At 70.2% G+C, this 18,460-nt stretch carries 11 protein-coding genes and 1 pseudogene; 7 read left to right on the forward strand and 5 right to left on the reverse strand.

The window, feature by feature from the left end; all coding sequences use genetic code 11:
- Window positions 1–131: 131 nt before the first annotated feature.
- From ACWC09_RS34950 to ACWC09_RS34960, 3 genes are all read right to left on the reverse strand, one after another.
- Window positions 132–3,398, reverse strand: coding sequence for a lectin (locus ACWC09_RS34950; protein ID WP_450854950.1), 3,267 nt, complete (start codon window positions 3,396–3,398; stop codon window positions 132–134).
- 850 nt (window positions 3,399–4,248) lie between these two features.
- Entirely contained in the window at window positions 4,249–6,207 is a 1,959-nt protein-coding gene (locus tag ACWC09_RS34955; RefSeq protein WP_450854951.1) for a hypothetical protein, read from the reverse strand.
- A gap of 422 nt (window positions 6,208–6,629) precedes the next feature.
- Complete coding sequence (locus ACWC09_RS34960) at window positions 6,630–7,313, reverse strand: hypothetical protein (RefSeq protein ID WP_450854952.1); 684 nt, start codon at window positions 7,311–7,313, stop codon at window positions 6,630–6,632.
- 100 nt (window positions 7,314–7,413) lie between these two features.
- Between ACWC09_RS34960 and ACWC09_RS34965 the strand changes: the two genes are divergently transcribed.
- Window positions 7,414–8,661: a CoA transferase gene (locus tag ACWC09_RS34965; protein ID WP_450854953.1), complete on the forward strand. Its 1,248-nt coding sequence runs from the start codon at window positions 7,414–7,416 to the stop codon at window positions 8,659–8,661.
- Window positions 8,658–10,088 carry an amidohydrolase family protein gene (locus ACWC09_RS34970; RefSeq protein WP_450854954.1) on the forward strand — a complete coding sequence of 477 codons (1,431 nt, stop codon included), beginning with the start codon at window positions 8,658–8,660 and terminating at the stop codon, window positions 10,086–10,088. Before ACWC09_RS34965 ends, ACWC09_RS34970 begins: the two co-directional genes overlap by 4 nt.
- A gap of 573 nt (window positions 10,089–10,661) precedes the next feature.
- On the opposite strand, the gene ACWC09_RS34975 is transcribed toward ACWC09_RS34970, so the two are convergent.
- The gene (locus ACWC09_RS34975) at window positions 10,662–10,886 is read right to left on the reverse strand and encodes a hypothetical protein (protein WP_450854955.1); all 225 of its coding nucleotides are present in this window, start codon (window positions 10,884–10,886) and stop codon (window positions 10,662–10,664) included.
- A 115-nt stretch (window positions 10,887–11,001) separates the two neighbouring features.
- Between ACWC09_RS34975 and icmF the strand changes: the two genes are divergently transcribed.
- The 4 genes from icmF to ACWC09_RS34995 all read left to right on the forward strand — a co-directional run bounded on the left by icmF (window position 11,002) and on the right by ACWC09_RS34995 (window position 16,782).
- Window positions 11,002–14,232, forward strand: coding sequence for a fused isobutyryl-CoA mutase/GTPase IcmF (gene icmF, locus ACWC09_RS34980; protein WP_450854956.1), 3,231 nt, complete (start codon window positions 11,002–11,004; stop codon window positions 14,230–14,232).
- Between the two features lie 19 nt (window positions 14,233–14,251).
- Window positions 14,252–15,115, forward strand: coding sequence for a 3-hydroxybutyryl-CoA dehydrogenase (locus ACWC09_RS34985; protein ID WP_450854957.1), 864 nt, complete (start codon window positions 14,252–14,254; stop codon window positions 15,113–15,115).
- A gap of 196 nt (window positions 15,116–15,311) precedes the next feature.
- Window positions 15,312–15,560: a hypothetical protein gene (locus tag ACWC09_RS34990; protein ID WP_450854958.1), complete on the forward strand. Its 249-nt coding sequence runs from the start codon at window positions 15,312–15,314 to the stop codon at window positions 15,558–15,560.
- A 100-nt stretch (window positions 15,561–15,660) separates the two neighbouring features.
- The gene (locus ACWC09_RS34995; protein WP_450854959.1) at window positions 15,661–16,782 is read left to right on the forward strand and encodes a PP2C family protein-serine/threonine phosphatase; all 1,122 of its coding nucleotides are present in this window, start codon (window positions 15,661–15,663) and stop codon (window positions 16,780–16,782) included.
- Here the strand turns inward: ACWC09_RS34995 and ACWC09_RS35000 are convergent.
- A pseudogene (locus tag ACWC09_RS35000) lies at window positions 16,779–17,129 on the reverse strand (integrase core domain-containing protein); the annotation flags it as partial. The gene ACWC09_RS34995 and the pseudogene ACWC09_RS35000 sit on opposite strands and share 4 nt — an antisense overlap.
- Window positions 17,130–17,515: 386 nt before the next feature.
- Here ACWC09_RS35000 and ACWC09_RS35005 point away from each other — a divergent pair.
- Window positions 17,516–18,364, forward strand: a complete 849-nt coding sequence (locus tag ACWC09_RS35005) for a hypothetical protein (RefSeq protein WP_450854960.1) — start codon at window positions 17,516–17,518, stop codon at window positions 18,362–18,364.
- The last annotated feature ends 96 nt before the right edge of the window (window positions 18,365–18,460 follow it).

The raw sequence follows: 18,460 nt of genomic DNA on the forward strand, positions 1-18,460 counted from the left end.
TCAGGCGAAAGTTCCCGGATGCCGCGTGGCCGCCGCTGCTCCTCGCCATGGAGGGCTCGGGTGCTCGGCCGGGCCGGTTGCCGGGCGTGCGCCCGGGAACCGGCCCGGCGTTGTCGGTGCCGCTGCGTCCTCTACTGTCCGAAGCCGTACGCGAACAGGTGGTCGGCGCCCGTCGAGCCCGTCACCGGCAGCGTGATCGACGCCACCTGCTTGGACGCGTCCAGGGGTACCTTCGTGGCGAAGACGTATGCCTTGACGTTGTCCCGGCCCCCGCTCCCGGTGTTCCGGTAGGCCGTCGTGACGACCGTCGTGTCGCCCTCGAGCGGCTTGCTGTTACCCGCGTTGAGCGTCCAGTCCGAGAAACCGATCGTCGCCTTCGAGGAGGTGCCGTCGGTGTAGGTGACGCTGACGGTGCCCGAAACTCCGCTGCCGTCGGTCGGCGCGTTGGTCGCCGTGCCCAGCAGGCCCAGCGACGCGCCCGACGTGCCGGCCGGCATCGGGATGGTCTGGCCGGCCATCTCCAGGTTGTCCAGCTGCCCGGACGTCGCCGTAGGCCAGATGTAGGAGATGCCGTCGACCGTGACGGTGGAGCCGTTCGTGACGCCGGCCGCCGACAGCGCGTTCTGCGAGAACGCCCAGCCATCGTTGTCGAAGCCACCCGAGAAGCCGGCGCCGTCGGGGTAGATGCCCTCGTTGGTGGCGTACGGCCACAGCGCACCGGCCTTGGCCACAGCCACGCGCAGAGTCGCCCCGTTCAGGGTGGCGCCGGTGCTGTGGTCGGTCAGCGCGAAGGTGATCGGGTAGGTTCCCTCGCTCGCGCCCGCCGTCACGTGGATCTTCGCTTCGGCGCTGCCCGAGGCGGGTACCGTCAGCGAGCCGGACGACGTGTCCAGCGTGACGCCGGAGGGCGTCGTCGCCTTCCAGTCGACGGTGACGTCCTTGCTGCCGAGGTTGGTCAGGTCGAGTGTGCCGTCACCGGACGTGCCCGGCTCGAGCACCAGGCCATCGCTGGAGGGACCGGTCGCGGCCAGTACCCGGCCGCCGCCGGTGGTGTCCGACGGCGGCACTGCCGACGGGTCGGACGCCCAGGAGGTGTTGGGCTGGGTGCCGAGCGTGAAGTCGATCGTGCCCGCGCCCTTGAACTGCTGGTAGCTCAGCCAGGAGGTGTTCCACTCCTTGCTCTTGACGTGGAGCGACTGTACGTACGGCGCGTCGGGCGCGGCCTGCGGCGCGTTGATCCGCACCGTCTTGCCGCCGCCGAGGGTCACTTGGGCGACCGGGAAGGCCGGGCTGCCGAGCGCCAGGGTGTCCGTGCCGGGGGTCTCGGGGTACATGCCGAGCTCGGACCAGACGTACCAGGAGCTCATCGCGCCGAGGTCGTCGTTGCCGAACGAGCCGACCGGCGCGTTGAAGTACAGGTCCTGCTGGGCCTCACGGACGGCCGCCTGGGTCTTCCACGGCCGGCCCGTGTAGTCGTACTCCCAGGGGATCTCCACGCTGGGCTCGTTGCTCAGGTCGGCGTCGGTGTTGCCGGGGTGGGTGATGTTGTCGAGCAGGCTGTCCAGGTAGGACGAGTAGGCCTTGTCGCCGCCACGTGCCTGGATGAGCTGCTGCAGATTGAACGGGACCATCGGCGTGTACTGGGCGGACGTTCCCTCCACGAAGCCGTTGGAGGTGCCGGGGGTGAAACCGCCTGCGAACTGGCCGTCCTTGTTCTTGGCCTGCAGGTAGCCGGTCTGCGGGTTGAAGACGTTCATCCAGTCCTGGGCGCGGGTGGCGAACTTCTCGTAGGCGGTCGTCTTGCCCAGCGACTTCGCGAAGGCGGCCAGGGCGTAGTCGGCGGAGTCGTACTCCAGCTGCGTGGAGACCGGGCCGTAGAAGTTGCAGCAGCTGTAGTCGTCCTCGTCCAGGGGGAGATAGCCCTTCGCGTCCCGCACGGACTCACCGGGGCGGTCGTTGTTGGGGACGGTGGCCTCGTGCTGGAGGGCGGCAAGCGCCTTGTCCGTATCGAAGTTCGTCGCGCCGAAGGCGTACGCGTCGGCGATGATGCCGGCGGCCGGGTCACCGACCATCACGTAGCTCTCGCCGTTGTTCGAGGCCCACTTGGGCAACAGGCCTGTCTGGTCGTAGCCGTTGAGCATCGAGGTGACGACGTCGCCGGCGACCTTCGGCTCGACCATCGCCATCAGCTGGGTCTGGGAGCGGTAGGTGTCCCAGCCGGAGTAGTTGGCGTACTGGGCCTTCTGCCCCTTGGTCAGCTTGTGGACCTGGTTGTCCATCCCCATGTACTGGCCGTTGTCGTCCGAGAAGACGTTCGGGTGCAGCAGCGCGTGGTAGAGCGCGGTGTAGAACTGCACCTGCTGGTCCGAGGAGCCGCCGCCGATCTGCAGTTTGTTCAGCACCGCGTTCCAGGCGTCGTGGTTGGCCTGCTCGACGGCGTCGAGGTTCCACTTCTTGATCTCGGTGGCCAGATTGTCCGCCGCGCCTGCGTCATTCGTGTACGAGATGCCGACCTTCGCGCTGACCGTGGGGGTCGAGGAGGTGTCGAACGTCAGGTACATGCCGTTCGCACCGGTCGTGGGGGGCTGGGCGGCCTTGGCCGTGGCGGGCGATCGGGGTGCGGTGCTGGTGCTGGGTGCGGGGGACGGCGTACCGGAGGCTTTGGCACCGCCACCGTGGATCGTCGGGGCCGGCCTGGCCGGGACGGTGAAGTGCTTCTCTTTCAACGGCGCTGACTTCGTGGCCTGTGGGGTCTGCAGGACCTTGCCCGCCTTCAGCGAGGTCGCGTCGGGGTTGATGGTGCCGCCGACCCAGGTGCCGCTCGCGGTGAACGGCTGGTCGAACTTGATGTCGAAGTGCAGCGTGTACCGGTTGCTCGCGCCGCAGAAGTGACCGCTGTCGATCGCGCCGCTGATCTCCTGGTCGTTGACCACCTGCACTCGGGTTCCGTCCACCTGCGTGGCACCGCCGCTGAGCTTGAACAGCAGGTTCGCCTGCCGACCCGCGGGGAAGGTGAAGCGGCCCAGACCGGCGCGGGTGGTGTCGGTCAACTCGGTCGTGACGCCATTCGCGTCCGTGACCTTGTAAGACCCGATGCCCGCCTGCTCGTCGTGGTGGCTGAAGCCGACGGACGCGTCACCGAGGTTGCCCGACAGCGCGCCGGTCACCGGCAGGATGGGCAGGTCACCCGCGACGGGACAGCCGGGTCCCGAAACGTGGGTGAGGCTGAACCCGGAGAGCTTGTCGTCGTTGTACTCGTACCCGCCACCGTCAGGACGGTCGGGCGTCGTGTCCGGGCCCCACTGCATCATGCCGGCCGGCATGTCGGGGCCGGGGAAGGTGTCCACGGCACCGGACGTGCCGATGAGGGGGTTGACGAGGGACGCGGGGTTCTTCACGAGGCCCTGCGTCGGGGTGCTCGCGGCATAGGCGCTCCCCCCTGTCGGGAGCGAGAGGACGGCCATGCCCAACACGCAGGCCACGGCCAGGCGTTGGCGGAATCTCTTTCGGTCACGTGGCGCAGCTGAACGTCGGGGTCTCACCATCGGTTGCCTCCGCAGCAGTTCGTGCCTCGCACAACAGGTGCCGACGTGCCGGAAACCCGCGAACGCCGGCGACAGACAACAGTTCAGGTCGCCATGACGGCCTGACAACGTTGCCATTCACGAGTGTTGAGTGAAACGCGTGTGCTTGCAGCATGTCAACGAGGCCAACGAGACTTTCTGAACGCGAAGTTCACAGACAGGCGCGTGTGGCGCCACCACAAGTGCGCCTGGCCTGACTGTGTGGCGGGTGCGCCGGTGGCGACGGAGCGCTGGCATTGGGGTTGCGGGAAGGGGACGGTCAGCAGGGCGGGGAATCGAGACCGTTGGGGGTGGTGGTGACCCGCGGCCTCGACCTCCTCGCGGCCTCCGGGCGTCCGCCGTGCACGACCGGGCCCAGCCGGTTCACTGTCACTTCCGCCTCCGGACGATCTCGGTCACCAGGTGGTGGCCTCGGTACGCAGCACGACCCAGGTCTCGCCCTTGCGGGCATGGTCGGTGGCCAGTTGCAGCCGCCCGTCCCACCGGGTGCCGTACACGGTGGCGTCCGTGACAGACGAACCGGCCTGCTCTCAACGGCGCCGGCCAATCCGCCCCGGGGACCGGTGGTGTCGCGCAGTTGGTCCCTCACGAGCAACGGGCGGAGATTCGCGTTCGCACACCGGTCCCGTCTCTCGCGTCGTCCTGACTCGCCCCTTGGGGGCGTTCAGCCGACGAGGTCGGTCGGTTCCCACAGGGCGCGGTCTTCGGCCAGTTCCGCCGCGCTCTTGTCCGCCAGGGCGTTGACGGCGGCGTTGAAGCGCTCCCTCGAGGTGGGCCGGTCCGGGCCCAGGACGTACTCCTTGAGCGTGCGGCGGTGCGGGGCCATCGGATCGTGCCGCGGTGCGCGCACCGAGCGGAGGATGTCCGGCAGGCCGGTGCAGGCACGGTCGAGGAGATAGGCGCCTCCGGCGGTGGTGTAGGCAGCGCGGAAGTCTTCGTCGGGCAGGTCGTGGGCGTTGGTCAGGACGTACGGCTTGAGGCCGGCGACGAAGTCGGCGACCACGGAGGAGACATCGCTGATGAGGATGTCCGCCTGGTTGAAGCACTCGTACAGCGTGGGCAGTTGTTCGACGATCACGTGGTGCCGGAGGGGGCCGTGGCTCTCCCAGAAGAGCCGGTGCCACTCGGCGTGCAGGGCGTGCCACTCGGCCGCGTCGTCGTGTTCCGGGACGCGTGCCTCGCGGGTCTGCTGGGTGTCGTCGCCGGTTTGGCGGCCGGCCAGTAGGTCGAGCCGGGCCTGGATCTGCGTCAGCCGGGGCCGTGCCGCGGTGAGGGCCGACTGGGCCCGCGCGGTCTCCGGGCCGTCGTTGCTCGCGTGCAGCAGCTGCCGGATTCTCGCGTCGGCGGCGGCCGCTTCGGCCGAGCGCCTGCCGGTGAGCGGATGCGGCTTGTAGATGATCCGTACGTTCTCGGAGAGGAGCTTCTCGATGAGGGCAACGCCCATCGGGATCAGTGAGGTGTGGCAGTCGTCGTCGCTCCAGCCCTCCCAGGTGGGGGCGTACATGACGACCGGGCGCGGGCCCGGGATGTGGTCGGCGTGCAGCCGGATCGGCGCCAGCTGCGGGCGGCCCACCTCGACGATCGCCTCCTCGCTGATGGCGTGCCGCACGCGCTGGTAGCGGTCGCGGCCGGCCCGGCCGGCCACCCAGATCTCGTCGTAGACCTTGCTGACGCGGTTGCTGCTGGCCAGCTTGTCGCTGTCGCCGTGGCCGATGAAGACGTGCTTGGCCTCGGCCACGCGCAGCATGTGCACGTTCTTGCCGGCGTTGCCGGGGTAGAGGACGACCCGGACACCGGACAGGTCCAGTTCGGCGAGGTCATCGGCTTTGGGCACGCAGACGACGGGGAGTCGGGTACGGCTCAGATGGCGGAAGGAGGCCCGCTCGCGAAGGATGATCAGTGGGCGCCGGTCGAGCTGCTCCAAGGTCTCGATCCACATGTTGACCTGGTACATGAAATCCCGGGACACCGCGGCGAAGCTGAAATACAGCGCCACCTCGGGCCGGTAACCGGCGAGTTGGCGGTTGACCTCGGCGAACACCTCTTCCCGTACCGGCATTCTGCGCACCCGGAGGTACTGCCCCAGCAGCGCGAACACCGCCGCCGCGGTGGTGCCGGCGGTCACGGCGAGGCCGAGGTACGCCGCCCCCCAGGTTCCGGTGGCCAGCGCGGTCAACAGCCCCGCGTGGGCGGGCAGGTCCAGATGGAGGAGCTTGCGCAGGAAGCGTCGGAAGAGCAGCGCGGGCGGCTGCTGCGGCAGGGCCAGCGCGCTCATGTCGAGGTTGCGCACCACCAGGGGCAGCACCCGCCGCCGGCGTATCGCGTGGTGCAGCGCGGTGTACAGCATCACCAGCGCGAAGTGGGCGCTGAAGACGGCGAGCGCGGCGACCAGGACGACATCCGGTGCGCCCATCCGGTCGGCCAGGGCCAGCAGCATCACCGTCCGCACGGCGAACCGCAGCGTTCGGTCGAGCTGCAGCGTGGCCAGCCGGCGGACGAACCCGGGAGCCCGGACGTGCAACGCCTCATCCGCGAGATAACTCACGGCCGACGCCGCGGCGAAGCCCCTCAGCGACGGCAGCAGCGCGAAGACCGGCAGCGATGCGAAAGCGCCTGCGAGCACAAAGACAAGGAGAAGGTCAGCCGCCCCGCGTACCCGCAGGACCCCACACAACCGACGGACCATCATGAACAAGGTTCCCCCCACGGAACTCAGCACGGCAGCAACACCGTTGGTCGCCAGTTCGACATGAGGAGGCGGCACATGGTTGTACACCTTCACTCCACCAACCATTCAGTCCTGGTTCGTGCGGCGTTTGTGCCATGCGGCGGCGCGTTCCGGGCCGAGGAAGGGGGGCCGACACGGAGAAGGTCGGGCCGGGCAGCAGGGCGGGCAGGTCGGTGAAGACCGTGCACCGCCGAAGTGCGGAAGCGGGGGTTTCAACTCAGGTTCCGCAGAGCGGCCAGGTGTTCGGGGATGGGCCCGCACCAGACAGGCCACCAGGGACCGGCGTCGGCACCCTTCCGGCCGCCCCACCGCCGCCGCTAGTCCTCCGGCGTGACCGGCGCTTCCCACAGCGCGACCACCGCGTCGATGAGGCCGGTTGCGGCCTCATGCCAGCTCGCCCGGGGAGTGGGCGCGTTCTCGGCGAGAGCACGTTCCCGCTCGGCACACATCTGCGTGATCAGGTGACGCGTCATGACGGCACGCTCGACGTGCACGGCGGGCGGCAGGTCCGGCAGACACCGGCTCAGCCCCTCACGCAGCACATCCAGCGAAGGCGAGGAGGTGTAGAAGGCGTCGGCAGGGCGTCCACGCACGGAGAGCGTCCCGGTCATACGGAGGAGCCCGGCCAGGACGAGCGCGGCCTGGGGAGCGGTCGCCACGCCGGCCGTGATCTCGGCCAGTGCGGCGGACGGGTCGGGGGTGGACACGAAGAAGCGGTCACCGGGTGCCGGTTCACCCGCTGCGAGGGTCATGTCGAGGGCCTCCGCGAGCGCCATCACGTTCGGAGACAGGTCGCCGGACGCGGCCTCGGTGACCCCGACGAGGATGCGGTCGCATGCCCGGGCACGCCGGGCCGCGGCGGCGAGCGCCTCCGGGGCGGCGGGGGTGTCGAGGTCGACGGCCAGTACGGAGCCCTCCGGCCCTCCGTCCGCGTCGAGGACGAGGGCGTACGTGTTGCCGGAGACCAGTTGTGCCGGGCTGATCACGGGCGCGTCCGGCATCGGAACCCACACTCCTTCGAGGTCACGGTCATGGGAGGGGCCGCGAGTGTATCGTCAGGATCATGCCGCTTGTCGCGTCGGATTCCCGCTGGTCAGTGCCGTGAGCGTCGCCCCTGACCCGTCCGCCGACTGGGCGGCCGGCGGCGTCGTCGCACTCACCGGACGTGCGGACGGGCCGCCCCTGGTACCCCCCGGGCGCGCGGCGACGTATGCCCGGGAACTCACGGACCGTATCGACGAGTTGACCGCCCATACCCGCGCACCGGTGCGGGTCGACGGCGCCGCGCTGCTCGCCGAGCGGGCGGCGTTCACCGGTCACTCACGGCGTGGCCGCACATCGGCGGGCGGCGCGTGCCGGCTGCTTCCCAGCGCCGACGGCTGGGCGGCCGTGTCGTGCGCCCGCCCGGATGATCCGGCGCTGCTCGGCGCCCTGGTCGGGGCCCCGTTGACCGGTGATCCCTGGCCGGTGGTCACGGCATGGGTGCGCGACCACACCGGGGCCGAACTGGCGGAGCGGGCCGAACTGCTCGGGCTCGCGGCCGCCCCGGTCGCGTCACCGGCGCCGGTCCGCCCTGCCCCGTCCCCGTCTTCTCCTCTCGTGCCCCGGCCGGTCGACGGTCTCCTCGTGGTGGACTTCAGTGCCCTGTGGGCCGGACCATTGTGCGGTCACCTGCTCGGCCTGGCCGGAGCCCGCGTGGTCAAGGTGGAGACACCCACCCGCCCCGACGGGGCCCGCCGTGGGCAGCCCGAGTTCTATCGGCTGCTGCACGCGGGGCACCGGTCCGTCGTCCTCGACCCTGACACCGTGTCAGGTCGACGCGCCCTGGCCGCGCTTGTCGCGTCCGCCGACATCGTCATCGAAGCGTCCCGCCCCCGCGCGCTGGCCCGCTTCGGGCTCGACGCGCACGCGGCGGTCTCCGCCGGCGCGAACTGGATCTCCCTCACGGCGGCCGGACGCGCGAGCGAACGGATCGGATTCGGCGACGACGTCGCCGCCGCGGCCGGGCTCGTCGCCCGCGAGAGCGACGGCACTCCCCTGTTCTGCGGCGACGCCGTCGCCGACCCGCTCACCGGGCTGGCCGCCGCCGCACGGGCGCTCACCGCTCCCGCCGACGGCAGCGGCTTCCTGCACGACATCGCCATGACCGAGGTCGTCGCCTCGACGCTGGAGCATGCTCAAGGACCCGCCGCTGCCGCCCGGCGCTCCGGGACGGGGTGGGTGGTGGAGACCGCCGACGGGTTCGTCCCCGTCGCGCAACCCCGGCGGCGCGAACCGGCCGGAGACGCGCCCGGCATGGGCGAGCACACCACCGAGGTGCTGCGCGGCCTCGGGATCCCCGCGCCATGAGCCGGCTCCGCCATGTCACCGATGTGCTCCTGCACGACGCCGAGTTGATGGACGGCCGCCGGGCCGACGTACGGGTCGCCGGGGGACGGGTCGCGGAGGTCGCTCCGGCCCTGTCCCGCCGCCCTGGGGAAGAGGCCGTCGACTGCCGCGGGGGCGCTCTGTTGCCGGGCCTGGTGGACCACCATCTCCACCTGCACGCCCTCGCCGCGCACCGGCAGTCGCTCCGGTGCGGACCGCCCGCCGTACGGGACCGGGCCGGCCTCGCCGCGGCGCTCGCCTCCACGGCCCCGGACGAGCACGGCTGGATCCGTGGCGTCGGCTACCACGAGACGGTCGCCGGGAACCTCGACGCGCTCACGCTGGACCGGATCCACCCGAGCCACCCCGTACGCGTCCAGCATCGCAGCGGCGCCCTCTGGATCCTCAACTCCCTTGCCGCCGAGGCGGTTTCCCTGGCCTCCGGTGCCCATCCGGGCATCGAGCGCGGCGCCGACGGCGCACCGACCGGCCGTCTGTGGCGCGCCGACGACTGGCTGCGCCCCCGGCTTCCGCGCCCTCGCCCGCCCATCCTCGCCGCCGTCGGTGCGGAGCTGGCACGCCTCGGTGTCACCTCGGTCACCGACGCCACGCCCGACCTCGCCCCGGAAGCGCTCACCGCCATCGCCGACGACATGGCGACCGGAGTGCTCCCGCAACGGGTTCACCTGCTCGGTGCGCCCCTCGACGCTTCGCCCGCCGAGTCCTCGCCACGTCGGCCGACCGTCGGCCCGTACAAGATCGTCCTGGCCGACTCGGGGCTGCCGACCCTGGACGACCTGGTGGAACGGGTCCGTGCGGTGCACGCCGCGGGCCGTGCCGTCGCCGCGCATGTGGTGACCCGCGAGGCGCTCGTGCTGCTGCTGGTGGCGCTGCGGGAGTCGGGCGTGCTGCCCGGCGACCGGATCGAGCACGGCGCCCTGGTGCCACGGGAGTTGATCGGTGACCTCGCCGCACTGGGACTGCGGGTGGTGACCCAGCCCGGCTTTCTCGCGGACCGCGGCGACGACTACGCCCGCGAGGTGCCCGTCCGCGACCGCGCCGACCTGTATCGCTGCCGGTCCCTCGCCGACGGCGGTGTCCGGCTGGCCCTGTCGTCCGACGCCCCGTACGGGCCGCTCGACCCGTGGGCCGTCATCGCGACGGCCGTACGAAGGGCGACCCCGGCCGGGCAGGTCCTCGCCCCCGAGGAGAGGCTCAGTCCGGTCGCCGCACTCGACGCGTATCTGGGGCCTGCCGACGATCCGGGCGGGCCGCCCCGCCGGGTCCGGGTCGGGACCGTCGCCGATCTGGTGCTGCTGCACACCGGGCGGGCCGAGGCGCTCGCCGCTCCGACGGCGGAGTCCGTCCGGGCCACCCTGATCGGGGACGAGAGGAATCCGGCCGACTGAACCGGCCGAAGAGCGCAGGTCAGGAGCGAGTGGCAGGCTTCTTCGACATCTGTCGAAGAGGGCCCCGCAACGTCCTACGGTCGGCCGTACCTCCTTGCGACCACCCATGCCTACCTTGCCGACACAGGTGCTGGTGGGCACGCCGACAAGGAGCTGAGGAACCGGCGATCCGGATAGGCGTCATCATCCCGCCCGACCAGGACTGGGGCACCGACCGGAAACGCTGGGAACGCGCCGAGGCCTACGGAATCGACCACGCGTGGACCTACGACCACCAGGCCTGCCGGCCCCTGGCCGACGGGCCGTGGCACGCGACCGTGCCCACGCCGGTCGGGGCGGCGATGTTTTCGTACGCCTCTGCGACATCGACGCAAACGGCCGCTCGGCCCATGTGTGCGACAGCCTGTCGAGCCTGACCGGCGCGAACCGGGTTACCCGGACGACCGTCCGACTGTGGCCCACCGCGGCGCGGCGACCCAACTGCGCACCGCCGAGCAGCAGGTCTTCCACGACCCCGAGCATCCGTCGGCCATCGTGCTCCCTGTGGGGTGAGCGACCCGGCCCGGGCGACGCTCAACTCGTCGCCGAGCGGCCGGTGATCGCGGCGTCCGCGCCACGAGCGCCGATGCGGGTTCCGCGGGTGTCGCCGCTTGCCAACCTGGCGTAGATGCGTCCCGCGACAACCGCACAGAGGTGCGTGCGGGGCAACACCGGCCGAAGCGCCGCGAGCAGCGCCACGGTCGTCCAGCTCTCGGTGCCGAAGACGTATACCTCGACTGCGGCGGGGCACCTCCGCACGTCACCACACCCCCCTGTGCTTCTGGTCACATGGTCATCACCTTCTGTCATTTACTAGGACGTCCTAGTATCTCTTCACAGCCAGAACTCCCCCGACCTGTCCGGGAAGGCCCCGATGAGCGACCTGCACCGCCCCGTGCACCCTGTCCGCCTGGTCACCGCGTCCGCCCTGTTCGACGGGCACGACGCGTCGATCAACATCATGCGGCGCATCTTCCAGTCGCAGGGCGCCGAGGTGATCCACCTCGGGCACAACCGCTCGGTTCAGGAGGTCGTGGACGCGGCGCTGGAGGAGGACGCGCACGGCGTGGCCGTCTCCTCCTATCAGGGCGGCCATGTCGAGTACTTCGAGTACCTGGTGGAGTCGTTGCGCGCGCAGGGGGCGGACCACGTCCATGTCGTGGGCGGTGGCGGCGGTGTCATCGTGCCCGAGGAGATCGCCCGGCTGCGCGGGAACGGGGTGACCATCTTCTCCCCCGAGGACGGGCAGCGGATGGGCCTGGCCGGGATGGTCAACTCGGTGGTGAGGCAGTGCGACTTCGACCTGTGGGAGGGCAAGCCCGCCGACCCCGCCGCCGTGCTCGCCGGCGACCGGTTCGCGATCGCCCGTGCCCTCACCGGTGCCGAACTCGGCAAGTTGCCCCCGGAGTTCCTGGGCCGGCTGCGTGCCGCGGCCACGGCACGGGTGACGCCCGTGCTGGGCATCACCGGCACCGGCGGCTCCGGAAAGTCGTCGCTGACCGACGAGTTGGTGCGCCGCTTCCGGGTGGACCAGCAGGACAAACTGCGCATCGCGGTGATCGCCGTGGACCCGACCCGGCGCCGCGGCGGCGGTGCGCTGCTCGGCGACCGCATCCGCATGAACTCCCTCGACGGCAACCGGGTGTTCTTCCGGAGTCTGGCGACCCGGGGCAGCCATGAGCTGCCCGAGCACCTGTCCGACGTGATCGATGTCGTGAAGGCCGCCGGCTTCGACCTGGTGATCGTGGAGACGCCGGGTATCGGCCAGGGCGACGCGGCGATCGTGCCGTTCGTCGACACCTCGATGTACGTGATGACACCGGAGTTCGGCGCCGCCTCGCAGCTGGAGAAGATCGACATGCTCGACTTCGCCGACGTGGTGGCGATCAACAAGTTCGAGCGGCGCGGAGCCAAGGACGCGTTGCGCGACGTCGGCCGCCAACTGGTCCGCAACCGCGAGGCGTTCGACAAGCGCCCCGAGGACATGCCCGTGTACGGCACCTCGGCGGCGACCTTCAACGACGACGGCGTCACCGCGCTCCACCAGCACCTCAAGGCCGTCCTGGCCGACAACGGACTGCCCTTGTCCGAGGGCGCGCTGGCACCGGTCGACGTACGCCATTCCTCCGGCATCCGCCAGGTGGTTCCCGCGGATCGGGTGCGCTATCTCGCCGAGATCACCGACACGGTCCGCACCTACCACGGCGAGACCGACCGACTGGCCGAGGCGGCCCAGCGGGTGCAGCGTCTGGAGGCGGTCGAGGGCGAGCTCGTCGACGCCGGCTCCGACGCCGAGAACGTGCGCTCACTGCTCGACGACGCGCGCAGGCGGCTCCCGCACGCCGTCACCGAGCAGATCGAGAACTGGCCCGCCGTGGTGGCGTCGTACTCCGGCGACGAGCAGGTCGTGAGGATCCGGGACAAGGAGATCCGCACCAGGCTCACCCGCGAGTCCCTCTCCGGCAACAAGATCCCCCGCGTCGCCCTGCCCCGCTTCACCGACCACGGCGAACTTGTGCGCTTCTGGCGCCGGGAGAACCTGCCCGGCCGCTTCCCCTTCACCGCCGGGGTGTTCCCCTTCAAGCGCGACGGCGAGGACCCGGCCCGCATGTTCGCCGGGGAGGGCGACCCGTTCCGCACCAACCGCCGCTTCAAGCTGCTCTCCGAGGGCCAGCCCGCCACCCGCCTGTCCACCGCCTTCGACTCGGTCACCCTCTACGGCCGCGACCCGCACGAACGCCCGGACATCTACGGCAAGGTCGGCACCTCCGGCGTCTCGGTGGCCACGCTCGACGACATGAAGGCGCTCTACGACGGCTTCGACCTGGTCGCCCCGACCACCTCGGTCTCCATGACCATCAACGGGCCCGCGCCGACCATCCTGGCCTTCTTCCTCAACACCGCCGTCGACCAGCAACTCGACCGCTTCCGTGCCACCGAGGGCCGCGCCCCCACCCCCGAGGAGGCGGCCGAGCTGCGGGCACACGCGCTGGCCAACGTGCGCGGCACCGTCCAGGCCGACATCCTCAAGGAGGACCAGGGCCAGAACACCTGCCTGTTCTCCACCGAGTTCAGCCTGCGGATGATGGCCGACATCCAGGAGTGGTTCATCCAGCAGAAGGTTCGCAACTTCTACTCGGTGTCCATCTCCGGCTACCACATAGCCGAGGCCGGCGCGAACCCCATCAGCCAGCTCGCCTTCACCCTCGCCAACGGCTTCACCTACGTCGAGGCCTACCTCGCCCGCGGCATGCACATCGACGACTTCGCGCCCAACCTGTCGTTCTTCTTCTCCAACGGCATGGACCCCGAGTACGCCGTCCTCGGCCGCGTCGCCCGGCGCATCTGGGCGGTGGCGATGAAGGAGAAGTACGGCGCGAACGAGCGTTCCCAGAAGCTGAAGTACCACGTCCAGACCTCCGGACGGTCCCTGCACGCCCAGGAGATGGACTTCAACGACATCCGCACCACCCTGCAGGCGCTCATCGCGATCTACGACAACTGCAACAGCCTGCACACCAACGCCTACGACGAGGCCGTCACCACCCCCACCGAGGACTCCGTCCGCCGGGCCCTGGCCATCCAGCTGATCATCAACCGGGAGTGGGGCCTGGCCATGAACGAGAACCCCCTCCAGGGGTCGTTCATCATCGACGAACTCACCGACCTGGTCGAGGAGGCCGTGCTCCAGGAGTTCGAGCGCATCAGCGAGCGCGGCGGAGTCCTGGGCGCCATGGAGACCGGCTACCAACGCGGCCGTATCCAGGACGAGTCGATGCTCTACGAACAGCGCAAGCACGACGGCACCCTGCCCATCATCGGCGTCAACACCTTCCGCAGGCCCCACGCCGACACCGCCGAACCCGCCGCCATCGAGCTGGCCCGCGCCACGGAGCAGGAGAAGCAGTCCCAGCTCGCCCGCGTCCGTGACTTCCAGGCCGACCACCACGAGCCGGCCCACACCGCCATCGCCGCCCTCAAGGAGGCGGCGATGGAAGGCCACAACGTCTTCGCCGTCCTCATGGACGCCGCCCGTGTCTGCTCGCTGCAGCAGATCACCGACGCCTTCTTCGAGGTCGGCGGCCAGTACCGCCGTAACGTCTGAGCCAAGGATTGGACAACAGATGGACCCCGTCACCCGCCTCGGAGTCGTCGGCTGCGGCCTCATGGGCTCCGGCATCGCCGAGGTAGCCGCCCGCAACGGCATCGACGTCCGCGTCGCGGAGGCCACCCCCGACGCGCTGGAGGCCGGCCGCCGCCGGCTCACCGCCTCACTCGATCGAGGCGTCAAACGCGGCAAGCTCGGCGAGGACGAGCGGGAGCGGACCCTCGCCCGGCTCTCCTTCACCCACGACCTCAGCGACCTGGCCGACCGTCAGCTCGTCGTCGAGGCCGTCGCCGAGAACCGCGACATCAAGACCGACGTCCTGCGCACGCTGGACAAGGCGGTCGCGGACCCGGCGGCGATCCTGGCCACCAACACCTCGTCGATCCCCATCGTGGACCTCGCCGTCGTCACCGACCGCCCCGGCCAGGTCATCGGCATGCACTTCTTCAACCCCGTGCCCGTGCAGCAGCTGGTCGAGGTCATCCCTGCCCTCACCACCAGCCAGGAGACCGTCCAGCGCACCCGTGGCTTCGCCGCACAACTGGGCAAGCAGGCCATCCAGGCCCCCGACCGCTCCGGCTTCGTCGTCAACGCCCTGCTCGTGCCCTACCTGCTCAGCGCCGTACGGATGGTGGAATCCGGCGCCGCCCGCCCCGAGGACATCGACCAGGGCATGGAACTCGGCTGCGCCCACCCGATGGGCCCGCTGCGCCTGCTCGACCTGATCGGCCTCGACACCGCGCAGGCGGTGGCCGAGTCCATGTACGAGGAGTTCAAGGAGCCGCTGTACGCACCTCCCGCGCTGCTGCGCCGCATGGTCGCCGCGGGCCACCTCGGCCGCAAGAGCGGCCGAGGCTTCTATCCCTACGACGCCTCGTAGGCGTACGAGAGCTCAGCGCACCCGGCGGAACAGCGCGGCCAGCGCCTGCCCTCCACCGGACTGCTGCACCTCACGCCTGACCGCCGCTGAGCTCCCCGGCCCAGGCATCGGCTCACTGCGCGTGTCGCGCAACCTCCGTAACAGCAGAGCTAGTTCGAGGCGCAGGCGTGCGACACACACGGACGGACTCCTCCAGGTGAACTGGGCGGTCGTGCGCGGCCTGGCCGTGGGCACGGAGTTCGACGACACGACGGCCGCTGTGGTCGCGGTCTGCCGGGACACCGACGCGCGCCTTCACGACCAACTCCGTCGCGACGCGGCGGTACCGACACTGCGCGCGGCGGTGACGGCCCTGGACGACATCGAGGCCGAGCCCGCGCAGAAGCAGGCCGCGGTCCTCGATGTCGCGCTCGACCTGCTCACCTCCGTCCGTCCGCCGGACTGACGCGACGACACTCGACGGCCGCGGACCCGGCGGGGCGCCACTTCCGGTCGGCCGGACCTGCCTACCGTACGGAAGGATCAGCAGCTGCCCTGGAGTTCTCATGCCCCGTACTCGCCTGAAGAGAAGCAACCACCCGCTTGAGGCCATCGAGCCGCCACGCGACAGCGAGGTCGTCGCGGGCGTTCTGGCGGCGACGGCCCTGGTCCTGGTCCTCGGTGTCCTGTCGGAATCCACGGTGTGGCTGCTGGGGCTCCTGGTGTTTCTGCCGGGAACGGCATCGGCGCTGTGCACCGTCCGGCAGACGAGGTTCGTGGCCGCCTGGACCACCGTCGTCGTGACAGTCGCGGTGCTGGTGCGAGCCGTCGACGCCGGCCACTGGTTCGACCGGCTGCTGTTGGTGCTGTTCACCGTCGCCCTTGGAGCGGCCTCCGACTACGCCTGCCACCGGCGCATCCAGCGCGAGCACGAGATGCTGCGCCTGCGCTCCACCGCCGCGGCCATGCAACGGCACATCCTGCACCCCCTGCCCCTGCTCACCGACGACGTCCTGGTCAGCGGCGTCTACGAGCCCGTGCAGGAGGACCGGCTCGTCGGGGGAGACATCTACGACGTCGTGGCCACCCCATGGGGGACCCGGGTCCTCATCGGAGACGTGCAGGGCAAGGGACTGGCGGCCGTGGGGGCCGCGTTCGCCGTCATCGGCGCCTTCCGGGAGGCGGCCTACCGTGAGCCGACGCTCACCGCGCTCGTCGACGCCCTGGACGCCTCGGTCGTGCGGCACAACTCCTACGCCGAACAGACGGGCGACGACGAGCGGTTCGTCACCGCTCTCGTCATCGGCGTCGACGCGGGCGAGGAGGTGCAGGTCGTCAGCTGCGGGCACATTCCGCCCCAGGTGGTGCACGAGGGCGACATCACCACGCCGGTGCTGGACACCGGCGTCCCGCTGGGCCTCGCCGAACTCTCCGACGAGCCCGCGACGGTGGGCTGGTTCCCGTTCCCGGCCGGTTCGACGCTGCTGCTCACCACCGACGGCCTCACCGAGACCCGCGCCGCCGACGGCGCGTTCTTCCCGGTCGACGAACGGCTGAAGAGCCATGCCCACCTCAGCCCGACCGACCTGGCCCAGGCCCTCTACGACGACGCCCGCGCGTTCGCCGGGCACGACGGCCAGCACGACGACGTCGCCGTGCTGGCCGTCCGCCGGTCACCGAGGCGCTAGCTGTATTGACCCGCAGGGTTGTTCACACGGCTGATCGGTGGCTGGCCGCCGAGTGCGGTGTGGCAGCGATGGTGGTTGTAGGTGTGCAGGAAGTCTGCCAGGGCCTCGGTGCGTTCGGTGTTGCTGGTGTAGGGCCACAGGTAGGCCCACTCCTCGAGCAGGGTGCGGTTGAAGCGTTCGACCTTAGCGTTGGTCTGCGGACGGTAGGCGCGGGTGAGTTTGCCGGCCGCGCCGAGGTCGGCCAGCGCCCCTCGCCAGGCGAAGCTCTTGCGGTAGGGCCAGGCGTTGTCGGTCAGGACCCGCTCGATGCGGTCGATACCGGAGGCGGCGAAGAACGGCGCGCAGCGCACGCACGGCATGAGGGGCGCGCGAACCGTCTTGATCTTGCGAAGTCGGCTTCGCCTGAGCATCAATCGAACGTCACCCGGCGGTCGGCGTTCCGACGAGTCGACGTCGATCCGGATGACCGCCCGACCGAAGTCGACGTCCCCGCCAGCCAACGGGCAATCTCGCGAAGGAGGCACGGCAGCCAGCCCGTCCCTTCAAGACGCTGCCAGGCCGCAGCGCAGAATCACGCCCATCCGCGCACATGATGTGGTGACCGCTGGTCCATTACGCACTTATTACACAAGGGATCTTCACCATTTCCGACCTGAGTTCATATGATACGAAGATCAACAGGCCCGGCCAGAGGGAGACTTCGGCGGGCCTCTCAGGTTCCCGTGGGGGATTCATGCGTATACGCGTTGCGGCCGCCATAGTTTCCGGTGCCGTCGTTCTGTCCGCGCTCGCTCTTCCGGCTGCCGCTCAGGCGTCGGAGCGTGCGGGTGCGTCGGCCAAGCTCAGTTCCTTCGCCTCGAAGGCCGTTCGTCCGAACGACTCGCTGGGCAACACCAAGTTCTCGAACGCGGTCATCAACGGTGGCAAAGACATCGTCCTCGGCACCACCGGCACGAAGTCCGTCACCGTCACGTACACCGCCACCGACCAGAACGGCGTCGCCCTCACCGAGGCCTTCCTGTGGCAGGGCACCGACAGCTCGACCACGGACGGCATCACCGGCGGCCTGGGGACGGACGACGACCCGACCTGCACGGAGACCGCGACCCAGGGCGTCTACAACTGCAAGGCCGTCTTCAACATCCATCCGGCCACCGACATGAAGGACAACGGTGTGGCCGGTACCTGGAAGCTGTTCCTGGGCGCGTGGGACCTGTACGCGAACGCCAGCTACAACGACGACGTCGCCACCGTCTCGATCAAGAAGCTCTCCACGCTGACCGCCGATGCCACACCCGAGCCGGTCAAGAAGGGCAAGACCCTCACGGTCACGGGCAAGCTCGCCCGCGCGAACTGGTCGACGGGCAAGTACGCCGGCTACGCGTCCCAGCCCGTGAAGCTGCAGTTCCGCAAGAAGGGCAGCAGCACCTACACCACCCTCAAGACCGTCAAGACCAGCACCACCGGCGTGCTGAAGACCACCACCAAGGCCACGGTCGACGGGTACTACCGCTACGTCTTCGCAGGCACCGCCACCACCGCCGCCTCGACAGCGCCCGGCGACTTCGTCGACGTCAGGTAAGCACCGCGACGCGGAGCCACACGGGCCCGACCCCAGCGGCGCCGAACTCAACGAGTCGGCGCCGTAAGGTCGCCCTGGTCCCGGGCGACCGCAGGA

The organism is Streptomyces sp. NPDC001617, assembly GCF_053596855.1.